Source organism: Cyanobacterium sp. IPPAS B-1200, from assembly GCF_001747005.2.
GTDB lineage: Bacteria > Cyanobacteriota > Cyanobacteriia > Cyanobacteriales > Cyanobacteriaceae > Cyanobacterium.
The window spans coordinates 485,006-506,065 of sequence record NZ_CP182899.1 but is presented as its reverse complement, the minus strand read 5'-3'; the positions used below and the strand labels follow the sequence as shown (position 1 = coordinate 506,065).

Here is a 21,060-nt window from a genome sequence, read left to right as displayed (position 1 = left end):
AATTAAATTGTTAAAAAAGACTCTTTAACGGTTAGATTGTATTTTTTACCTTCTTTTTAACTCTTTTCAAAAAAGTAGAGTGCGATCGTCAAAAGTGTTTTTTATAGTAAATATTTACCCCTTAAAAAGTAAAAAAAGATAAAGCTAAAGCCTTATAAAATAGGTACTTGAATGAATAACAACTATGAATTAGAAAAGGAATTAATTCGCCAGAATAAAAAATTACGTATTTACCCCTTCGATGCTCGTAATTATATTCACCGTGGTATGACCTACTTTAAACTAGGTAGGATGGTGGAATCTCTCAGAGACTACAACAAGGCCGAAGAATTAAACCCTCAACTAACCCCCTATCTCTGGCAAAGGGGTTTATCTTATTATTATTTAGGAAAATATGCCCAAGGGGCAAGACAGTTTGAAATAGACTTAAGCGTTAACTCTCAGGATGTGGAAGAAACTATTTGGCATTTTCTTTGTATTGCCCAATTAGAAGGAATAAAAGAAGCCCAACAATGTCTTTTACCAGTAAAATATGATCCTCGTCCCGTGATGAGAAAAATATATCAGGTGTTTGCTGGTCATTATTCCCCCGAAAACTTGTTACTCTCAGAAAAAACAAATACCTTGCGGGATAATCTTTATACCCATCTATACCTAGGGTTGTTTTATGAAGCCTATCGGGGAGAAATTCCTATGCTTGAAGTGGGTAAAACTATTGCTAGTAACATAGAAAAATCCCGTTTTCATATCAACGAAGCGATAAAATGTGAAATTGATGATTATATGTGGTATTTGGCTAAAGTTCATCAACGGTTAAGACAGACAAAAGTAGAGTCTTAAAAGATATTGCCGCTAAAATAGCGACTGTATTTCAGAACATGAGAAAATAATAGTATTCAATCTAACATTTTTAGAGATAATGACAGAGAATCTTAAAAGTCAATCAATTACGAAGGGAGTACAAAGGGCGCCTAATAGAGCGATGCTCAGGGCGGTAGGATTTGGTGATAATGATTTTACTAAGCCTATTGTGGGGGTTGCTAATGGTTATAGCACTATTACCCCTTGTAATATGGGTTTAAATGATCTTGCCATAGAGGCTCAAAAGAGTATCAAGGAGGCGGGAGGAATGCCTCAGATGTTTGGTACCATTACCATTAGTGATGGTATTTCTATGGGTACTGAGGGGATGAAATATTCTCTTGTGTCGAGGGATGTGATTGCGGATTCTATCGAGACGGTATGCAAAGGACAAAGTCTGGATGGGGTAATTGCCATCGGTGGTTGTGATAAAAATATGCCGGGGGCGATGATTGCCATGGCAAGAATGAATATTCCTGCTATTTTTGTCTATGGTGGTACTATTAAACCTGGTCGTCTCAATGGGGAAGATTTAACCGTTGTGAGTGCTTTTGAGGCGGTAGGACAGTATAGCGCTGGAAAAATAGATGAAGCCCAGTTGACAGCAGTCGAAAAAAATGCTTGTCCAGGTGCTGGCTCTTGTGGTGGTATGTTTACGGCTAATACTATGTCTTCTGCTTTTGAGGCCATGGGCATGAGTTTGCCTTATTCTTCTACCATGGCGGCGGAAGATTATGAGAAGGTGGAAAGCACTAGAAAGTCTGGGGAGGCTTTGGTTAATGCTATCCGTAAACAAATTTTACCGAAGGATTTACTCACCCGTAAGGCTTTTGAAAATGCGATCGCCGTTATTATGGCGGTGGGGGGATCTACTAATTCTGTACTACATTTATTGGCGATCGCCAATACCATTGGCGTAGAATTAACCCTCGATGACTTTGAAGCCATCCGTCAAAAAGTACCCGTCATTTGTGACTTAAAACCATCAGGACGTTATGTCACTGTGGATTTACACAAAGCAGGGGGAATCCCTCAAGTAATGAAAATGCTACTAGCTAATGGCCTACTCCATGGGGATGCCCTCACCATCAGCGGACAAACCATTGCCGAAGTTTTAGCAGACATTCCCGACACTCCCCCCACCAACCAAGACGTAATTCGTCCATGGGAAAATCCTTTGTATAAAGAAGGACACCTCGCTATTCTCAAAGGAAACCTTGCCTATGAAGGCTCTGTGGCCAAAATTAGCGGTGTAAAAAACCCCGTTATCACTGGCCCTGCTAGGGTATTTGAATCGGAAGAAGAATGTCTTGATGCCATCCTCGCAGGAAAAATCGTTGCCGGAGATGTAATAATTGTTCGTAATGAAGGCCCCGTGGGCGGCCCTGGTATGCGAGAAATGTTAGCTCCCACCTCCGCCATTATCGGTGCTGGATTAGGCGACAAAGTAGGCTTAATCACCGATGGACGCTTTTCTGGTGGTACTTATGGTTTAGTCGTGGGACACGTTGCCCCAGAAGCTGCGGTGGGTGGAAACATTGCCCTCGTCAAGGAAGGAGACAGCATCACCATCGATGCCAAACAAAAACTATTACAAATAAACGTCCCTGAAGAAGAATTAAATAATCGCCGTCAGCATTGGCAACCCCCCGAACCTCGTTACCGTAGAGGTATCCTTGGGAAATATGCCAAATTAGTATCTTCTAGCAGTCTGGGCGCTGTTACTGATTTAGAGAGCAAATAAGGAGGAGATGCTGAAAAAGTAGAGTTTTGGCACAATGGGATGATCAAAATTTATTAATAATAATTCACTTCCTTCTGCCTTTTCTCTCTTTACTAATTCAGCGCTCCCTAACCATTATTTTTATATTTTGATTTTTTACCTCACTTAGTGGTGAGGTTTTTTTTTATAAAAATTTGCGATATTACTCCATAAATGTACTGATAAGGTTATTACGTATTTTTGCCCAAGCAAATTAATAATTATTTTCGCTATAGTTTAGTAAAACTAAGGTTTAGTGACCAAAACCTGTTAACAAAACTTTAATAAAATTTTAAAAAACTCTTTTTTTATAGTTACAAATACTGATTTATATTTTGTATCTTTAGAGCTATTTTATTTATTTCGATTCTTGTACTATTAAATGACGATATTATATTCCTCTCCCTAGATCATCTAACGAAAATAGACTATGACCACTCCTTAACTATTTATTACTATGCAAAGTCTTATGGAAAAAATATTTTCTGGTAATGGTTATGTCCCCCATGGACACTGTTATTTGTGGCAACCAGAATTAGTCTCTTTTCATGTTATGGCAGATCTTCTCATTGCGATCGCCTATTTTTCTATACCTATTACCCTACTTTATTTTGTTCAAAAACGAGAAGATGTACCCTTTTCAAGAATATTTATCTTATTTAGTTTGTTTATTGTTAGTTGCGGTATTACCCATCTAGTGGCTATTGTTACTCTTTGGTATCCTTTGTACTGGTTATCGGGAATTATCAAAATTTTCTGCGCCATAATATCTTTACTTACTGCCTTTGAACTATCTTCTGTCATCCCCCTTGCCCTTGCCCTTCCTAGTCCAGAGAAATTAAATAAAATCAATATCCAACTAGAAAATGAGATTAAAGAGCGTAAAAAAATAGAAGCGAAACTCATTACCTCCAATCGAGATTTAAAACGCTCTAATGAAGAATTAGAACAATTTGCCTATGTGGCATCCCATGATTTGCAAGAGCCTTTAAGAACTATTACCAGTTTTGCAGAAATTTTAATAGAGGAATATTCTGCTCAATTTGAGGAGACGGCAAGGGAATATTTGACCTACATTGCTTCATCATCTCAGAAAATGAAGATTTTAATTAAAGACCTTTTAAGGTTATCAAAAGTTAGTCAACAACGCAGACAATTTACTACAGTAGATGTTAACGAAATAGTTCAAGAAAGTATCGATTTAGTAATTCCATCCTATCAAGATATTAACATAAAATTAGATGTGCAAACATTGCCAGAAATTAAGGGTGATCGAGTTCAATTAATACACCTATGGTTAAATTTAATTAGTAACGCTCTTAAGTTTAATAATAATGAACAAATAGAAATTAAAATAGGAGTTGAAAATCAAGAGAGTAATTGGTTATTTTACATAAAAGACAATGGTATTGGTATTAGTTTAGAGTATCAAGAAAAGATTTTTACCATCTTCCAAAGATTACATTGTCAGGATGAATATGAAGGTACTGGAATTGGTTTAGCTTTATGTCAAAAAATAATTTCTCGTCATGGTGGTAAAATATGGGTAAAATCTGAATTGGATAAAGGATCTACTTTTTATTTTACTATGCCCAAAAATCTTATCTCAAGTTAGGACAATTATATAATCCATGAAATTATTTGACGAAGCAATTAATATTTTATTGGTGGAAGATTCTCACACGGATGTTATTTTGATGAGAAAGATGTTATCCATGGCTAAGACGCCCAATAATCTTTATGTGGTTAAGGATGGCATAGAGGCGATCGCATTTTTACGGAAAGAAGAGGGTTACGAAGATGTACCACGACCAAACTTAATTTTGTTAGATCTCAATTTACCAAGGAAAAACGGAAAAGAAGTTTTAGCAGAAGTGAAAGCCGATGATAATTTGAAAACTATTCCTATAATTATTCTCAGCACATCTGATGATGAAAGAGATATTTTAGATTGCTATCAAGGACAGGCAAATTGTTATTTAACTAAGCCTATTAGTATGAAAGATTTTAAACAACAAGTAGAATTAATTGAAAATTTTTGGTTTAATTTAGTTCAATATCCCCAAGGCAATGAAGACTAGATAAGGTGAGCTGAATAAATCATAACCCTGCAAAACAGACCTTTTACCAATAACGGTAACTCAGGTAAAGAGTGATTGATTCAAAATAAATACTTTGGTATTAGCCTTAAAATATAAAAATTGTGAATCGCCACTAAACACCTGAAGCCTAACCCAAACCTAAAGAATTTTTCACCATCCCCTAGATATACTTTTCTATTTCTACCCCAAGTAAGAATTGTCAGGAAGGGCAAAATTGATTTGCCCCCACGAAAAGAACCCTTCATCAAAAGAAAGGTAAAAAAATCATTTAAATCTCATTAACATCTTCCGAAAAACCATTGTAGGCTTCCATACCATGCTCTCCAATATCCAAACCAAAATATTCTTCTTCTTCAGACACTCTCAACCCTAATAAAGCCTTGAGGATAGACCAAATAATAAAACTATATATCACCATAAACGCTCCCACCGCAAGGACTCCCAATAGTTGAACCCCTAATAGAGATATGCTACCAGTGGTAAATAAACCTTTGATATTAGGGTCTCCTGAAACAATAGGACTGGCAAACAAACCCACCGCAATAGTACCCCAAATACCATTAACTAGGTGAACAGAAACTGCCCCCACGGGGTCGTCAATTTTAATGCTATCTAAGTAATAAACAAATACTACAACCAACGCTCCGCCAATGATACCGATAATGATAGCGTCACCATAACTGACAAAAGCACAACCTGCAGTGATGGCTACTAGTCCAGATAAAACTCCATTAATGATGAGAGATAAGTCTGGTTTTCCTGCTAATACCCAACTGATAATGGTGGCAGAAATAGCTCCAGAGGCTGCGGCAAGATTGGTGGTAAGGGCGATATAACTAATATCTTGGGATAGTTCTAGGGTTGAACCGGCATTAAAACCAAACCAACCAATCCAGAGGATGAAACAACCTAGGGTTGCCAAACTTAAATTATGACCTGGTAGTGGCATAATTCCGCCCGATGGTTTGTATTTTCCTTTTCTCGCTCCCAATAAAATTGAACCCGTTAAGGCTCCCCATCCCCCCACAGAGTGGACGACCGTAGAACCAGCAAAGTCTTGGAATCCTAGTTTAGATAACCATCCACCTCCCCAAATCCAGTTTCCTACAAGGGGATAGGCGATCGCCACTAAAAACACACTGAATAAAATAAAATCAATAAACTTAATTCTTTCGGCTACCGCCCCAGAAACAATGGTGGCAGCGGTTCCAGCAAAGGCCACTTGAAACAAAAACTTGGCTGCTAAAGGAATATTTACCGAACCCAAAGAGCTATAAACCCCTATGTAATCCCCACTAATGGCAGGGCTATTGTCCGCCCCAGACAGAAAAAATCCACTAAAACCAAAAAAGTCTGTACCATCCCCAAACATGAGGGCAAAGCCCACAGCCCAATAAGCAATGGTGGAAATAGCAAATACAATCAAGTTTTTAGAGAGCATATTTACGGCATTTTTTCGCCGACATAAACCAGTTTCCAACATGGCAAAACCGGCATTCATAAAAATTACTAAAATTGAAGCGAATACAACCCAAAAGGTATCTAAACCTACTTTTAACTCTTTACTGGCATCTGTTAATTCTGCAAGGGTTTCTTGGGCGGAAACGGAGGTAACACAGGAAAGCAATAAAAATACACTTAATACTATACATCCTTGCCAACTGGGAGAGAAATTTATTTTTTGCGCAATTCTTTTTATTTTCTTTTTTGTTGTCTGAAGTCTGAACATTCTATTTTTATTTCTCAAATAACTTAAATATTCTATGCTTTAAGGCAAGTAATTATAGCATCATCCACTACAAAACATGAATTGTAATAATGTTATTTTGTTCAGTTTTCTTATTCTTTAATCATATCTAACTATGAGCTTTTGTTGTGGGTTATAAACCTCCAAGGGCATTTCATATTTAGAACTAAGATAACGATAGTTTTTTTCTACTTGATTAATATGATTAATTAAAACATCCGTTTCGTTGTTTACTCCATTGGTTGATTGTTCCGTAATTCTGGCGATGTTTCTGAGATAATCACTGGTTAAAGTAACTTTGATGCGGTTGGTTTCTACTGAGTAGTCACAAATTTTGCCACTACCCTCACATATTTTTGCCAATTCTTCTCTGGCATTATTTCTATTTATGGCCTGTTTCAATTCTTCTTGGGCTTGGGATAAATTTTCAGGGGCGCTTTGTTTTAGGCTTTCGAGTTGTGGTTGTTTTAATGTGTCCTCTGGAAATTGGGAAATCAGGTTATTAATTTCTTGCCAATGGTTAACAGCGTTTGTCCATTGGTTGTTGGTTTGGGCGTTTTGGGCTTGGATAATTTTATTTTGTATTTGTCCATAAAGATTATTGGCGATTTCTTCTTGTCTAATGGTGGCTCTTATTTGGGTTAAATATTGGTTATATTCTTCGAGGAGGTTTTCTTTTTCTGTTTCGGCGGTGGTGAGCAGGGGAATTTCTCTTACTTTTTCGATCGCCCTTTGCCAATTACTTTCAACGATTTTTAGTTCTTCTAGGGAAGATATATTATCATTTAATTCGTCATTTTGTTGAGCAATTTGTTTTACTTCTGATAGTAATTGCTCCCCCATTTGTTCCTGCTCAAAACTATCTTTTGCTACTATTAAATTATCATTATATTCTTCTAATTTATTCTCTATCCATGGTGTTAAAAATGGATTATTAATAGATTCAATAAGGGCGATCGCCTCTATCCAAAAATTTTCCACCCTTGTCCATTCATCCATAGATAAAGGTAATTCTGCACTCATATTTTGAGCATTTTCTCTTAACTGTAAAGACTGTAAAATTGTCTCTAAATCATCAATTATAAGTTGATTTTCAATAATTAAAGTTTGGGCTTGATCATAACTTTTTGACCATGATGGAATATTACCTAACCTTAAATTGACAGCAATCAAATTTAGCTGTAATTCCTCCAACTCAATCTTACTCATATCCTCATTGATACTGAGCAAGGAATTATCAACACTTTCTTGAGCTTCAGGAATTAAAGAACATTCCCCCACGGCACAAGGACGGGTAAAATAAAAAGCTAATCCCCCCCCTATCGTGAAAATTATCCCAATGATTAAAGAGATAATACCCACGGAAAAATTATTAGATTTATATTCTCCTGCGGTAGCTTCTGATTCAAGGGATATATCTTTATCTGATAGGTTATCCATGACAAACTAATGAATAATTAATAATGAACAGTTAATTGTATTAATATTTTACTGACTATAACTAGATATGGCAGACCTAAATCATTGTTTGAAAAACAAATTATTAGAAAAACATCAAATATATTTCTTTTTCTATATTTTTTGAGAAAATAATTCTCCCAGTTTTTATATAATTATCATGTATAATTTTCAAAAATAGTGTGTCTAATTTCTTCGGTCAAATTTTCCCTTTATTGAAGTATTATGGAAGACTTATATTTTTATAGATCATATTATATTGTGACATTGCTGTTTAATAATTCCGCAAAAAAGATACTTCTTTTATAAAGGATTAAAAGTTCTAAACATTTTTAGCAATTGTAATAAAAAAACAGTGTGCCTTACATCTTCACTGAGAGCAGGAGAATATTTTGATTCCCTTAAAGACTGTTGCAATTGGGCGTATTCCTGAGCCGAAAGGGGTTGATTATCTAAAGGCGATCGCCCTTCCACAATAATTTCCGTGCGCAATACCTCCTCTGGAATCTCCTCTGGGGGCGGTAAAGCCTTCACTCCTTGCCATGAAAACCCTAAAAAGAATATCAGCAAACTAGAAAAAAAAGTCAGTCTGTCACGAAAAGTAACCAAAGAAAAGTTAACTACCATAACTACTAATGTAGCATCCCCCACAAAAACCAAAAAATAATTAACCCATTCATTTTACCTTCACTTTACAAACAAAACTCCAGAACATACTTGCATCTTAGCGAGATTAAAAAAAATTTCCCAGAGAAAACTGAGAAAATGACCAAAAAGATGAGAGTTAAGGAGTAAAAATGTGATTAACTAGATATTTAGTTATATAATCTATAACTATCAATATCTTGAGCTACATAAAAAGCAAGGAGGTAGCTATTTCCGAACAACTCAACTTGACAGTGAGCCTTAGAGGGACTCGTGAAGTCAAAAAAAATTGCCAGATTTTCCACCTACTAGGTCAGTTAGATGCCTTTTCTGAACCCACATTTCAGAAAGTTATCCTGAGTTATGTAAAAGAAGGAGCTAGTCAAATTATTCTCGATTTATCTCAAATCGATTTCATTGATAGTTCTGGTTTAGGTGCATTAGTTCGTATCGTAAAGGCGATCGAACCCATCAAAGGAAAAATGCAAATTGTTACTAATCCGAGGGTTACTCAAACCGTTAAGATGGTGCGATTAGAAAAATTCCTTAATCTAAGAAACTCTCTCGATGAAGCCTTAGCGGACATATCATAATCAAAAAAATAACGGTGTTATTGTGACCCAGAACGACATTGATTTGCGCCCTGCAAGGCAGATCCCTTTGGGATCGCCACCTAAGTCCTCCTTGAGAGAAAATGATGACCATGAGGTAGTCAATGTGAGAGAAAAAACCCCTCTTGCAACAATACCTCAATCATCTCTCAAACAAATTTCCCCCATATCCCTTGCCTACATCGGTGACGCTATCTATGAACTCCACGTCAGGACTCATTACCTAGTACCCTGCCTAAAAATAGCAGACCATCACCACAAAGTTGTCCACCAAGTAAGAGCGGAAAGTCAAGCAAAACACCTACAAAGTATTTACCCATTACTAGATGAAGAAGAAAGAATATGGGTAAAAAGAGGAAGAAACTCCGTCAAAAAATCTCCCCGCAAACTTGCCCCCGGAATATATCAACAAGCCACAGGGTTTGAAACTCTCCTAGGATATTTATACATAAATAAACCATCTCGCCTTGACTACATACTGAGTCAGATAAAACTCCGTTAAACAAAAAAAAGAGGTGGGCATTGCCCACCATGAGAAATAACTGTAAACTTAGATCGCCTCTAAATTTTTCTCCCCAGTTCTAATACGAATGGTTTGATCCACAGGAGAGATAAAGATTTTACCATCTCCGATTTCTCCAGTACGAGATGCCTGAACAACCTTCTCCACCACCATATCAACTTGATCATCATCCACAACAATCTCAATTTTGAGCTTCTGTAAAAACTCTACAGTGTACTCAGAACCACGATAACGTTCAGTTTGTCCCTTTTGACGACCAAAACCACGAACTTCCGAAACCGTCATGCCAACAATACCAGCATTAACAAGGGCAATTTTGACCTCATCTAGCTTAAATGGGCGAATAATAGCTTCAATTTTTTTCAACTTAATAACTCCTCTTCAAAATTATTTACTTATATAGCTTAATCTATAGCTTATACAATTTTCCTGTTATTTTCTAACACTCTTATCCTATGGTTTTTTGTCAAATACACTACATTTCTTTGATTATTAAAAACCAAAGCATATTATGACCTTATTCCCTGAACCTAAAATGCGATCGCCCTTTAAGCAGATTTACAAAAACCCGAAGATTTGATATAACTTAAGAAATTTAAACGGAAAATAGCAAAAACTAAGGGGAAAAAGCTCTCTATGTATATTGTTCATATTGCTTCAGAGTGCGCACCTGTCATCAAAGCAGGAGGGTTAGGAGACGTTATCTATGGTTTAAGCCGAGAAGTAGAAAACAGAGGTAACACCGTAGAAATTATCCTGCCTATGTATGATTGTATGCGTTATGATCATATCTGGGGACTCCATGATGCCTACAAAGATTTATATGTACCTTGGTACGATGGCACCGTTCATTGTTCCGTATATTGTGGATGGGTTCATGGGCGCCTTTGTTTTTTCATCAAACCCCATTCCCAAGATCAATTCTTTGATCGAAGTTGTTATTACGGCTGTAACGACGACACCATGCGCTTTGCCTTTTTTAGTAAAGCAGCTTTAGAATTTTTATTTATCAGCAACAAACGCCCCGACATTATCCACTGCCATGATTGGCAAACAGCATTAGTACCAGTCATGTTGTACGAAATGTATAAATGGCATGGTATGGCAAATCAAAGAGTATGTTTTACCGTCCATAACTTTAAACACCAAGGCATCACAGGAACAGAAATTCTCGAAGCCACAGGTTTAAATAACGAAAAATATTATTATGATTACGATCGCCTCAGGGACAACTTTAACCCCTTTGCCCTCAACCTGATGAAAGGGGGCATAGTCTATTCTAACCACATCAACACCGTATCCCCTCACCACGCTTGGGAAGCCAGATACAGCGATGTCAGCTATGGCTTAGGGCATACCCTAGAACTACATCACTACAAATTTGATGGCATCCTCAACGGCATTGACTACAATATCTGGAATCCTGAAATAGATACCCTCATTCCCCACAAATACACCATCGATATATTTGAAGGAAAAGCTAAAAATAGGAAAGCCCTTCGAGAAAGACTACTACTGAGGGATGAACATAAGCCCATCGTTGCTTTTGTGGGTCGTTTAGACGGTCAAAAAGGGGTTGACCTAGTTCACCATAGTATTTACCACTCTATCCATAATAACGCCCAATTTGTTTTGCTAGGATCAGCCACCGAACCGAGTATTAATAATTGGTTTACCCACGAAAAAGGTTTTCTCAACGACAACCCAGACTGTCATTTAGAACTAGGATTTAACGAAGAATTAGCCCATCTTATCTATGCGGGGTCTGATATTATCGTTGTGCCTAGTGTTTACGAACCCTGTGGACTAACCCAGATGATTGGTCTAAAATATGGTACAGTCCCCGTAGTTAGAGGAGTTGGGGGTTTAATGGATACAGTCTTTGATAAAGATTATGACCAGCACCATAGCCCAGATAAACGCAATGGATTTGTATTTTATGAAAATGACCATAACGCCCTAGAGTCGGGATTAGAAAGAGCAATTTCCCTGTGGCACCATTACCCCAAAGACTTTGAACTACTCCAAAAACAAGGTATGGAATATGACTACTCATGGAATAATCCTGGAAAACAATATGTAAGACTTTATGATTATCTACGTCATAAGTAGGATGCCATGGACAAAGGGATAATAGACTTCTTCCAAATAAAAGCTAAGAAGTCAGATAAATATAGATCGCAAAAATTTTTAGACAGAACACTTACAATGTTTCTCAAGTAATGTTTTCGAGCATTTTTATAAGCTATTTCACCATGAGTTTAATATCACTAATAAAAATTTAATACTGATAATATAAAAAGATCTCTTTACCTCAGATATAAGTAGAATATATTTTAGTGCTAGCGTCCCAACTATTTATATATATATTTTTAAAAACTATGCCAGTCATTAACAAAAATCATCTCTCCCAGAAAGTTTTAAATAGTATTCCTCAAATATTAGACCCTACTATGTTAAGAGCCGCCAAAGAAATTTACGAAACATATTGCAAATTTCATGTAACTCTTGATTCTCAGCCTATTGGGGTTGCCATTGACAAAAAAACCTATCATGGGCAGTTAATTTTTAATAAGCAACCAATTTTATTACCGTGGGAAAATTTCATTCCTATTTATCAAATAATTTCAGAGCACCAATAAATTGTTATTAACTTATATTTATCTGTTATTTTGTCTAAAGTTAGCGTAATATTCAACAATAATTATTGTGGTTATCTACAGTATTTGAGTGGGAATTAACGAACAATACTTGTAACTTTGCTAGTGCTATACTTGATTTTATCCTGAGTAGTATTCATACTTCTATTCCCATTCCATTTGTGGAATCTTTAAAAGTATGGAGTCATGCCATATTTTTTATTATTAACATAACTCAGGATTACTCTTTTATCAATTATTAACAATTGCTAACGGAGATATTTATTCAAAATAAATCAGATTAACTTTAGGACAAAAAATAATGATTACAATACGCCCATCCGCTGAAAGAGGACACGTTAAGTTTGACTGGTTAAACACAAAACATACTTTTTCTTTCGGAAGTTATTATGATCCTAAATATATGGGATTTGGTGATCTTTTGGTTATTAATGAGGATAAAATTGCCCCTGGAAAAGGTTTTGGCACCCATGGACACCAAGACATGGAAATTGTTACCTATGTCATTGAGGGAGAACTAGAGCATAAAGACAGTATCGGTAACGGTGAAACTATCTCGAGGGGAGAAGTACAAAGGATGAGTGCCGGGACGGGTATTCGTCATAGTGAATTTAATCACTCTAGTCAAAAGGAAGTCCATTTATTACAAATTTGGATTGTACCTGCTCAAAAAAATTTAGAGCCTAGTTATGAACAAAAAATTTTTTCTGAGGAGGAAAAGAAAGGAAAATTATGTTTATTAGTTTCTCCAGAAGGGAAAAATAATTCTTTAAAAATTCATCAAAATGTCAATGTTTGGTCTGCTATTCTAGGAGAAAATGAAAAAATAGCTCATTCTTTGGCTAATAATGATTATGCCTGGATTCAACTGGTAAAAGGGGAATTAGAACTAAATAATCAGACCATTAATGCTGGTGATGGAGTTGCCATTAAAGAAGAAGATTTACTAACTATTAAGAGTAACCAAGAAGATAGCGAATTTTTGTTATTTCACTTTGTAAATTAAGACAATTTTCCATAGAAATTAACATCCGTGTTACCATAAGATTTCTCCTGTAATAGTTGCCATCCGTCGGTAATCATTGCAGGAGATTTTTTTGGGTCAAATTCTGTGGCTATTTCTCCTTGAGAAGATAATAAATTATAATCAAAAATAGCTTTTAAAGTAGGATTATAAAGGTTTAAATGATAGGGAGGATCGAGGTAAATAAGGTCAAACTCATGTCCTTGTAAACTTTTTAATCTTTTTAAAAGATCTCCTTTTAAAACTATAATTTCTTGATTTTCTTTGGCTATTTTTTGCCAGTTGTCTCTGATAATTTGACAGGCACGGGGAGATTTTTCGATCGCAACGGCTTTACTTGCACCACGACAAAGGGCTTCGGCTCCCATGGTGCCATTTCCTGCACACAAATCGAGCCATCGAGAGCCATAAATTTTGTTTTGCCAAATATTAAAAATGGCTTCCCTCACCTTGGAGGTAGTGGGGCGGGTATCTTGCCCCGAAAGAGTCTTAATTTCTCTGTTACCGTAAATACGCATGAATAATTGATGATTTATATGTAACCTTCTTCATTTTCTAGGTTAAAAGAAGAAAGTTTTTTTATTAATTATCAATGGTCGATGGCTCATTGTCCATAGTCCAGTCTCTACCTACCTGAATGGTGACATCGGTACCTAAAATCCCTGTGCTTTCTACTAATACTTCCCCTAAACCCAATGCTACTCTTACTCTTGCCGCTATGGAAGGATCTCCCCCTTGGGCGACAATCCTGGTTTTGGTAGTAGGCTCATTGTAGGGAATAGTGCTGATGAAAACTCGGTTGTAACCTGATTCTATTAGCTGATTCGCAACACTTTGGGCAATTTCTTTGTCACTATCACGGGTTTGTATGGCAACTCTCACACGGCTAGGGGCGATCCCGTAGGGATCAGCCTCGCGGCGCGCTTCTATACTATCACTATTGTCATTGGCATAAAAATAATCAGGTTGAACTCCAAAAATGTCCTGAGCAACCCTTGTAATACCCCTTTGACTAGGTAACCAATAACTGGGCTGTCCTTCTTCTGGCTGGTTAAAATCTCCTGGCAACATCACCATCTGAAAATCGGATCTGCTTTTCTGCCCCATGAAAGCTGCCATGGCAATTAATTCATTTGTACCTAGGTTAGTGTCGATATGGGAGCGAACAATACCTAAAATTTCAGGAATACGTAAGACTGTTTTAGGACTTAAAGCCTGTTCTGTTAAGGCTCTGATCAGAGCTTGTTGTCGTTGTACCCTACCCACATCCCCAAGGGCATCGTAACGGAATCGTAAAAGTTGTAATGCTTTTTGACCATCTAACTGTTGTTGTCCTTCCTGAAGGTCAATATAAAGGCGCTGACTATGATCCGTATATTTCATGTCTTTGGGAACATAGAAATCTACCCCCCCAAGGGCATCGATGAGTTTTTCAACTCCTTGGACATTGATGCGCACATAACGGTCAATTTCCACACCGTTAAGAAGATTACTAACGGATTCGGTAGCGAGGGATGCTCCTCCATAGGCATTGGCATCGTTGATTTTGGTTATGCCAACGCCCTCCACACTGGTTCTGGTGTCACGGGGAATGGATAACACAACCACCTCATTTTTTCGGGGATCTAGTCTTAGTAACATCATGCTATCCGATCTCCCTTGGAAGGAGTTGACAAGGGGATGATAACCTAAATTGGTTTCTGGATAGTCGGGGATGTCGGTACTTAAAGATTTAATGCCTAATACAAGGATGTTAATGGGTCTGCGCAGTTCAGGAACATTCAAGCTACTGTAACTTAAAGTTTCTTCTTGATTAAAAACCGCTTCTTCGTCCGGACTTAGGCGAACTTGATTGAGGGGAGTTTGAGTAAAAGAAAGGGCGAGTAAAGCACCTATGGCGGTGGACAAAGAGGCGATCGCACTTAAACCAAATCCCATTAAAAGCCAATTCACCCCAGACCCCTTCTTGGGGGGTTGTACTTTTTTAGGTCCCCCTTTCTTGGGACGATAATTTACTTTACTTACAGACATTAAAACTCCCCACAAAAAATGTAAAAAATAACTTAGCCAAAGGACCCAACGATGTATTTTTATTTTGGTTAACGAATATGATCAATAAAAATTAATCACATAGTAAAAGATAACCTCTTAAATAATAGGCAATTAGACCACAAAATGAGTAGTAATTTCCTAAAAATTATCTTTCATACCCCGTAAACGACCGAATACCCGACTTGGTTCCTCAAAACCCATGGCAGATTTCATCTGATCACTATCCCAACGCATAAAAGGATTAGTCTTTTTTTCTAAACCAATAAGGGTAGGAATAGTGGGCTGATCATTTTCCCGTGCCATTGTAACCTCTTGATAACGATTCATAAGGTCTAAATTGTTACCATCCACTGTAATAGCAAATTTTAAGTTACTCAAGGTGTATTCATGGGCGCACCATACCCTTGTGTTGTCGGGCAAAGCACGAAACTTGCTTAAGGAATTAACCATCTGGGCAGGAGTACCCTCAAACAAACGTCCACAGCCCCCAGCAAAGAGGGTATCTCCACAAAATAGCTCTCCTACCTCATTTTCATCGGTAGGGGCAAAATAGTAGGCAATGTGGGCTTTGGTGTGACCAGGGACAAAAAACACTTTTCCTTTTTCACCAGCAAATTCCACCGTATCTCCTTCCTTAAGGAAAAACTTTTGACGAGGAATCCTACCCCTATCTTGCTCTCCACCATAAACAACGGCATCGGGAAATGCCTCTAATAACTCTTTGTTACCTCCCACATGGTCTAGGTGATGGTGAGTGTTAAAAATAGCCACTAACTCGGCTCCTAAGCTCTCCAAACAGTCTAAAACGGGTTGAGCCTCCGCTGGATCTACCACTGCTGCTTGATTTAAAGTGCGATCGTGTAAAACAAAGATATAATTGTCCGATAAAACGGGAATTCTAATAATATTCATAATAAAAAATTGACTAAAATCTATAGATAAAATAACATTACGAAATAAAACTTAACTTGCCATTATACTCGTGAACTCATTAACCCACTACTAAGATTGTTTTGAATACCAACAAACATCCCCTAAAAATATCCATAATAGTTAGTGATTTGTCCACCAGTGGCTCAGGCCGCTGGGGTGGTGCCGTACGCCCCTTTCTTTTGGGTAAAGCCCTACAAAGAATAGGATACCAAGTAAAAATATTTGGCTTAGGATTTGGATCACAAACACCTAAATTTTCCACCGACATTCCCATCGTCTATGTACCCTGTGAATATCATTCAGGAATAATTAGTGCCAGTAAAGAATTACTAAATCAAATTGATGGAGATATTCTCTACGCCATAAAACCTAAAACCACCAGCTATGGTTTAGCTATTATCAAAAAACTAACTTCTGGTCGTCCTCTTATCTTAGACATAGATGACTGGGAAATGAGTTGGCATGGGGGGGATAATTGGAGATTTGGTTTTAAACCGATCAAATTTATCAAAGAAATAATCAAAGAAGATGGAGCGTTGAGGTATCCAGATCATCCTCTTTACCTTCGTTGGCTCGAAAAATTCATCTCCTATGCCGATGCCGTCACCACCCACAATACATTTTTACAAAAAAGATTCGGTGGAACATATATACCCCAAGGAAAAGACCTAGAACTTTTTAATCCTGCTAAATTTGACCCCCTGACCTGTAAAACAAAATATGGACTAGAAAAATATCGAGTCTTAATGTTTCCTGGTGCCCCTCGTCCCTATAAAGGATTAGAAGACCTACTCGAAGCCATGGATATATTACAGTGGGAAGATCTCAGATTAGTAATAGTTGGGGGTAGCCCCTATGACGATTACGATCAATATTTGCAACAAAAATGGTCAAAATGGATTATTTCCATGGAACCCCAACCCTTTGAGCAAATGCCTGAAATTATATCCTGTGCGGACGTAATGGTAATTCCCCAAAGACAAACCCCCGAAACCATAGCCCAATTTCCCCTAAAGCTCACTGATGCTATGGCCATGGCAAAACCAATTTTAGCGACAAGGGTAGGTGATATTCCCGAAGTACTTCAAGAGACAGGTTATCTAGTTGAGCCTCAATCTCCTGAAGATTTAGCTCAAGGACTCAAAACCATTTTTAATGATTATGATACAGCTATAGAAATGGGATTGAGAGCAAGGGAGCGTTATTTTCGGTACTATAGCCTAGAACAAATGATGTTCATGCTCGATAAAATCATTACTTCTTTACCGATAAAATAATAATATTTTCTTTGTAAATCCACAGTATATTAATTATAAAAATGAATCAAAATAAATTATTACTGGAATATGCCCTCCGTTTTCGCTGGTGGATTCTACTAAGTCTTTTTTTCGGTTTTTCTGGAGCTTTATTTAATAGTATAGGCATAACTTTAATTATGCCCATAGTTCTTGCTATTCTTGATCCTAGCTTATTAGATATTAGTAGTTTCCCCCCTATTCTTAGTAAACCATTTTCTATTTTTGACAGTTTTTCAGGTAATTTAAAAATAGCATTAATGTTAGCAACTATTGTCTTTATCATTATCTTGAAAAATGTTAATAATATGTTAAATAGTTTGTCTAGCTCATGGCTCACTAAAAGATTGGCAAATAGTATTCGAGATGATTTATTCAAAATTGTCATGTCTGTGGATTTAGATTTTTTTCAACGGACAAAAACGGGTACTTTAATGAGTTATTTAGAGACCGAATGCAGTAGAACAGCATCGTCTATTAATACGGCCATTGGAATGTTAAGTATTTCTTTTAACTTACTAACTTTTAGTGCCATACTAATGACTCTTTCTTGGCAATTGACCTTAATCACTGGCTTTTTGCTATTTCTTTTGAGTCGTAGTAATCAAGTTTTTGTGAAGAGGTCGCAGGCGTTAGGTCGTGAACAAAGAAGAATTTCAAGGACATATACCCAAAAATTAGTAGAAACTTTGGGAGGCATTAGATTAGTCAAATCGGTTAGTCAAGAGGATAATGAGTATCAAAATTTAGTTGATTTAATCCATGAGCGAGAAGAAGCTGCTCTGAAAGTAGAATATAACAGCGTTTTTATTCAACCTCTTAATGAAATTGGAGGTATATGTATTATTTTGGGGATTGTTATCATCGGAAAATTAATTTTTCAGGAAGATGCTAGCACTTTAGTTCCTCTTCTTTTAACTTATTTAATATTACTATTTAGGGCTGTGCCTTTGGTTGCTCAAATTGATAATAAGAGAAATGCTTTTGCGAATCAATCGAGTAGTGTGGAAGTTATCCATGCTTTTTTGGATAAGTCTGATAAGCCATTTTTACCCGAAGGAGATATAGAATTTTCTTCTTTGCAAAAGGGTTTTGAACTTAAGAATCTCAGTTTCCATTATCCAGGTCATGATACCCTAGTTTTGAAGGATATTAATTTAATAATTCCTCAAGGTAAGGTGACGGCTTTAGTGGGTTCTTCTGGTTCTGGAAAATCAACTTTGGGGGATTTATTTGTAAGATTTTATGATCCTTCTCAGGGTGAGATTTTGATTGATGGTATAGATTATCGGGAATACAATCTTAAAAGTGTTAGGGATAAAATGGCCATTGTGAGTCAGGATACTTTCCTGTTCAATAACACGGTGCGTTACAACGTCTGTTATGGTATGGATAATGTGAGTGAGGAAGATTTGCTTAATGCCTTAAAACAGGCTAATGCCTATGATTTTGTGATGGATTTATCCGAGCAATTGGAAACGGAAATAGGCGATCGCGGCGTACTACTTTCAGGGGGACAAAAACAAAGAATTGCGATCGCCCGAGCCTTATTAAGAGATCCACAAATCCTACTCCTAGACGAGGCCACCAGTGCGCTCGACACTGTATCCGAAAAAATAGTTCAAGATGCCCTGAATAGATTATCCAAAAATAGAACTACCCTTGTTATTGCCCATCGACTGTCCACCATCCATGATGCCGATCAAATTGTAGCCCTCGAAAAAGGCACCATTAAAGAAGTTGGCAACCATCAAGAGTTAATAGCCAAAAAAGGATATTATGCCAAACTACACTCCTTACAATTTACTGGTATTTACGATAAACTCAACGAAAAATTAAAAGATGAAAATATAACTCATAACCCATGGTAAAGCCAGATCCACAACTTAGAAGCCAATATTTCGGTAAAATAGATTGATTATAAAAAATTAAAACAGAAAAGCCCAGGAGATAACATTGGTTACCACAACATCATTTATAACCACAAAATCAGAAGAAATCTTTGCTCAAGCTCAAAAACTGATGCCAGGGGGTGTAAACTCCCCAGTAAGAGCATTTAAATCCGTGGGTGGACAACCCATTGTATTCGATAGAGTAAACGGAGCTTATATTTGGGACGTAGATAATAATAAATATATTGATTATGTCGGCAGTTGGGGCCCTGCCATTTGTGGTCATGCCCATCCCGAAGTATTGAGTGCCCTCAAAGAAGTATTAGAAAAAGGCACCAGTTTTGGCGCCCCTTGTTTGCTCGAAAACGTCCTCGCTGAAATGGTCATTGAAGCCGTACCCAGCATTGAAATGGTGAGGTTTGTAAACTCTGGTACTGAAGCCTGTTTATCCGTATTACGCTTGATGCGCGCTTATACCAAGAGAAACAAAATTATTAAATTTGAAGGCTGTTATCATGGTCATGGAGATATGTTCCTAGTTCAAGCAGGTTCAGGGGTTGCTACCCTTGGTTTGCCTGATTCTCCGGGAGTTCCCAAAAGTGTTACTTCCGACACCCTCACAGCCCCCTATAATGACCTAGAAGCCGTTAAAAAACTATTTGAAGACAACAAAGGAGAAATTGCTGGGGTAATCCTTGAGGCGGTGGTAGGTAATGCTGGATTTGTACCTCCTGATGCTGGATTCCTCGAAGGGTTGAGAGTAATAACCGAAGAAAATGATGCTCTTTTGGTCTTCGATGAAGTAATGACTGGTTTCCGTATTGCCTATGGTGGAGTACAAGAAAAATTTGGCGTTACCCCTGATTTAACTACCCTTGGTAAAGTCATCGGCGGTGGTTTACCCGTGGGTGCCTATGGTGGTAAAAAAGAAATCATGTCCATGGTAGCCCCCGCAGGCCCTATGTATCAGGCTGGAACTTTATCTGGTAATCCTTTGGCAATGATGGCAGGGATTAAAACCCTCGAATTATTACAAAAACCTGGTACTTATGAGTATTTAGAAAAAATTACCCATCAATTAATTACTGGTTTGTTAGATGTCGCCCGTAAAGCAGGACATCAGGTAAATGGTGGTAATATCAGCGGTATGTTTGGAATGTTCTTTTCCGATACTCCTGTGCATAATTATAATGATGCTAAAAAGGCAGATACAGCTAAATTTGGACGTTTCCACCGAGGAATGCTCGAAAAAGGTGTTTATTTAGCTCCTTCTCAATTTGAAGCTGGTTTCACTTCTTTGGCTCACACGGAAGAAGACATTGAAGCCACTATCAACGCGGCGGCAGAAGTATTAAAAGAAGTTTAATTTACCCTCACCCCACCCCCTCTCCATAGGAGAGGGGCTTTTTTTTGCTCATCATTAATATCAAGTAATTTTGAATCCCCCCCTATAGAACCCATTTGGTATCTCAGGAAGCAGTGAGTCTTTTTAAAA

19 protein-coding genes are annotated in these 21,060 nt (G+C 37.3%); 12 read left to right on the top strand and 7 right to left on the bottom strand.

What is annotated here, in order from left to right:
• Window positions 1-171: 171 nt before the first annotated feature.
• The 4 genes from A5482_RS02220 (at window position 172) to A5482_RS02205 (ending at window position 4,704) form a co-directional block, all read left to right on the top strand.
• On the top strand, window positions 172-840 hold the full coding sequence (locus tag A5482_RS02220; protein WP_069789609.1) for a tetratricopeptide repeat protein: 669 nt from the start codon (window positions 172-174) through the stop codon (window positions 838-840).
• A 79-nt stretch (window positions 841-919) separates the two neighbouring features.
• Window positions 920-2,605 carry a dihydroxy-acid dehydratase gene (gene ilvD, locus A5482_RS02215; RefSeq protein ID WP_069789608.1) on the top strand — a complete coding sequence of 562 codons (1,686 nt, stop codon included), beginning with the start codon at window positions 920-922 and terminating at the stop codon, window positions 2,603-2,605.
• A 487-nt stretch (window positions 2,606-3,092) separates the two neighbouring features.
• On the top strand, window positions 3,093-4,238 hold the full coding sequence (locus A5482_RS02210; RefSeq protein ID WP_161486819.1) for a sensor histidine kinase: 1,146 nt from the start codon (window positions 3,093-3,095) through the stop codon (window positions 4,236-4,238).
• Between the two features lie 16 nt (window positions 4,239-4,254).
• Complete coding sequence (locus A5482_RS02205) at window positions 4,255-4,704, top strand: response regulator (RefSeq protein WP_069789606.1); 450 nt, start codon at window positions 4,255-4,257, stop codon at window positions 4,702-4,704.
• A 289-nt stretch (window positions 4,705-4,993) separates the two neighbouring features.
• On the opposite strand, the gene A5482_RS02200 is transcribed toward A5482_RS02205, so the two are convergent.
• The 3 genes from A5482_RS02200 to A5482_RS02190 form a co-directional block, all read right to left on the bottom strand.
• Window positions 4,994-6,424 (bottom strand): ammonium transporter, encoded by a 1,431-nt coding sequence (locus A5482_RS02200; protein ID WP_369816702.1) that lies wholly within the window; start codon window positions 6,422-6,424, stop codon window positions 4,994-4,996.
• A 147-nt stretch (window positions 6,425-6,571) separates the two neighbouring features.
• Window positions 6,572-7,912 carry a hypothetical protein gene (locus A5482_RS02195; RefSeq protein WP_069789604.1) on the bottom strand — a complete coding sequence of 447 codons (1,341 nt, stop codon included), beginning with the start codon at window positions 7,910-7,912 and terminating at the stop codon, window positions 6,572-6,574.
• Window positions 7,913-8,233: 321 nt separating this feature from the next.
• Entirely contained in the window at window positions 8,234-8,557 is a 324-nt protein-coding gene (locus A5482_RS02190) for a hypothetical protein (protein WP_083260365.1), read from the bottom strand.
• Window positions 8,558-8,829: 272 nt separating this feature from the next.
• Between A5482_RS02190 and A5482_RS02185 the strand changes: the two genes are divergently transcribed.
• Window positions 8,830-9,168 carry an STAS domain-containing protein gene (locus tag A5482_RS02185; protein ID WP_069789603.1) on the top strand — a complete coding sequence of 113 codons (339 nt, stop codon included), beginning with the start codon at window positions 8,830-8,832 and terminating at the stop codon, window positions 9,166-9,168.
• A 22-nt stretch (window positions 9,169-9,190) separates the two neighbouring features.
• Window positions 9,191-9,688 carry a Mini-ribonuclease 3 gene (locus tag A5482_RS02180; protein ID WP_083260363.1) on the top strand — a complete coding sequence of 166 codons (498 nt, stop codon included), beginning with the start codon at window positions 9,191-9,193 and terminating at the stop codon, window positions 9,686-9,688.
• Window positions 9,689-9,736: 48 nt separating this feature from the next.
• Here A5482_RS02180 and A5482_RS02175 read toward each other — a convergent pair whose 3' ends face one another.
• A complete protein-coding gene (locus A5482_RS02175) occupies window positions 9,737-10,075 on the bottom strand; it encodes a P-II family nitrogen regulator (RefSeq protein WP_069789602.1) in 339 nt (112 codons plus the stop codon).
• A 270-nt stretch (window positions 10,076-10,345) separates the two neighbouring features.
• On the opposite strand from A5482_RS02175, the gene glgA reads away from it, so the two are divergent.
• From glgA to A5482_RS02160, 3 genes are all read left to right on the top strand, one after another.
• Complete coding sequence (gene glgA / locus A5482_RS02170; RefSeq protein WP_069789601.1) at window positions 10,346-11,821, top strand: glycogen synthase GlgA; 1,476 nt, start codon at window positions 10,346-10,348, stop codon at window positions 11,819-11,821.
• Window positions 11,822-12,090: 269 nt separating this feature from the next.
• On the top strand, window positions 12,091-12,351 hold the full coding sequence (locus A5482_RS02165) for a hypothetical protein (protein ID WP_069789600.1): 261 nt from the start codon (window positions 12,091-12,093) through the stop codon (window positions 12,349-12,351).
• A 319-nt stretch (window positions 12,352-12,670) separates the two neighbouring features.
• Window positions 12,671-13,375, top strand: a complete 705-nt coding sequence (locus tag A5482_RS02160) for a pirin family protein (RefSeq protein ID WP_069789599.1) — start codon at window positions 12,671-12,673, stop codon at window positions 13,373-13,375.
• Here A5482_RS02160 and rsmD read toward each other — a convergent pair.
• The 3 genes from rsmD to gloB all read right to left on the bottom strand — a co-directional run bounded on the left by rsmD (window position 13,372) and on the right by gloB (window position 16,357).
• Window positions 13,372-13,911 carry a 16S rRNA (guanine(966)-N(2))-methyltransferase RsmD gene (gene rsmD / locus A5482_RS02155; RefSeq protein WP_069789598.1) on the bottom strand — a complete coding sequence of 180 codons (540 nt, stop codon included), beginning with the start codon at window positions 13,909-13,911 and terminating at the stop codon, window positions 13,372-13,374. The two genes, A5482_RS02160 and rsmD, sit on opposite strands and share 4 nt — an antisense overlap.
• 64 nt (window positions 13,912-13,975) lie before the next feature.
• A complete protein-coding gene (locus tag A5482_RS02150) occupies window positions 13,976-15,424 on the bottom strand; it encodes an LCP family protein (RefSeq protein ID WP_069789597.1) in 1,449 nt (482 codons plus the stop codon).
• Between the two features lie 159 nt (window positions 15,425-15,583).
• Window positions 15,584-16,357 (bottom strand): hydroxyacylglutathione hydrolase, encoded by a 774-nt coding sequence (gene gloB / locus A5482_RS02145; RefSeq protein ID WP_069789596.1) that lies wholly within the window; start codon window positions 16,355-16,357, stop codon window positions 15,584-15,586.
• Window positions 16,358-16,458: 101 nt separating this feature from the next.
• On the opposite strand from gloB, the gene A5482_RS02140 reads away from it, so the two are divergent.
• The 3 genes from A5482_RS02140 to hemL all read left to right on the top strand — a co-directional run bounded on the left by A5482_RS02140 (window position 16,459) and on the right by hemL (window position 20,931).
• Window positions 16,459-17,655: a glycosyltransferase family 4 protein gene (locus A5482_RS02140; RefSeq protein WP_242411882.1), complete on the top strand. Its 1,197-nt coding sequence runs from the start codon at window positions 16,459-16,461 to the stop codon at window positions 17,653-17,655.
• 41 nt (window positions 17,656-17,696) lie between these two features.
• Window positions 17,697-19,544, top strand: a complete 1,848-nt coding sequence (locus A5482_RS02135) for an ABC transporter ATP-binding protein (protein ID WP_069789594.1) — start codon at window positions 17,697-17,699, stop codon at window positions 19,542-19,544.
• Between the two features lie 85 nt (window positions 19,545-19,629).
• Entirely contained in the window at window positions 19,630-20,931 is a 1,302-nt protein-coding gene (gene hemL / locus A5482_RS02130) for a glutamate-1-semialdehyde 2,1-aminomutase (RefSeq protein ID WP_201150025.1), read from the top strand.
• The last annotated feature ends 129 nt before the right edge of the window (window positions 20,932-21,060 follow it).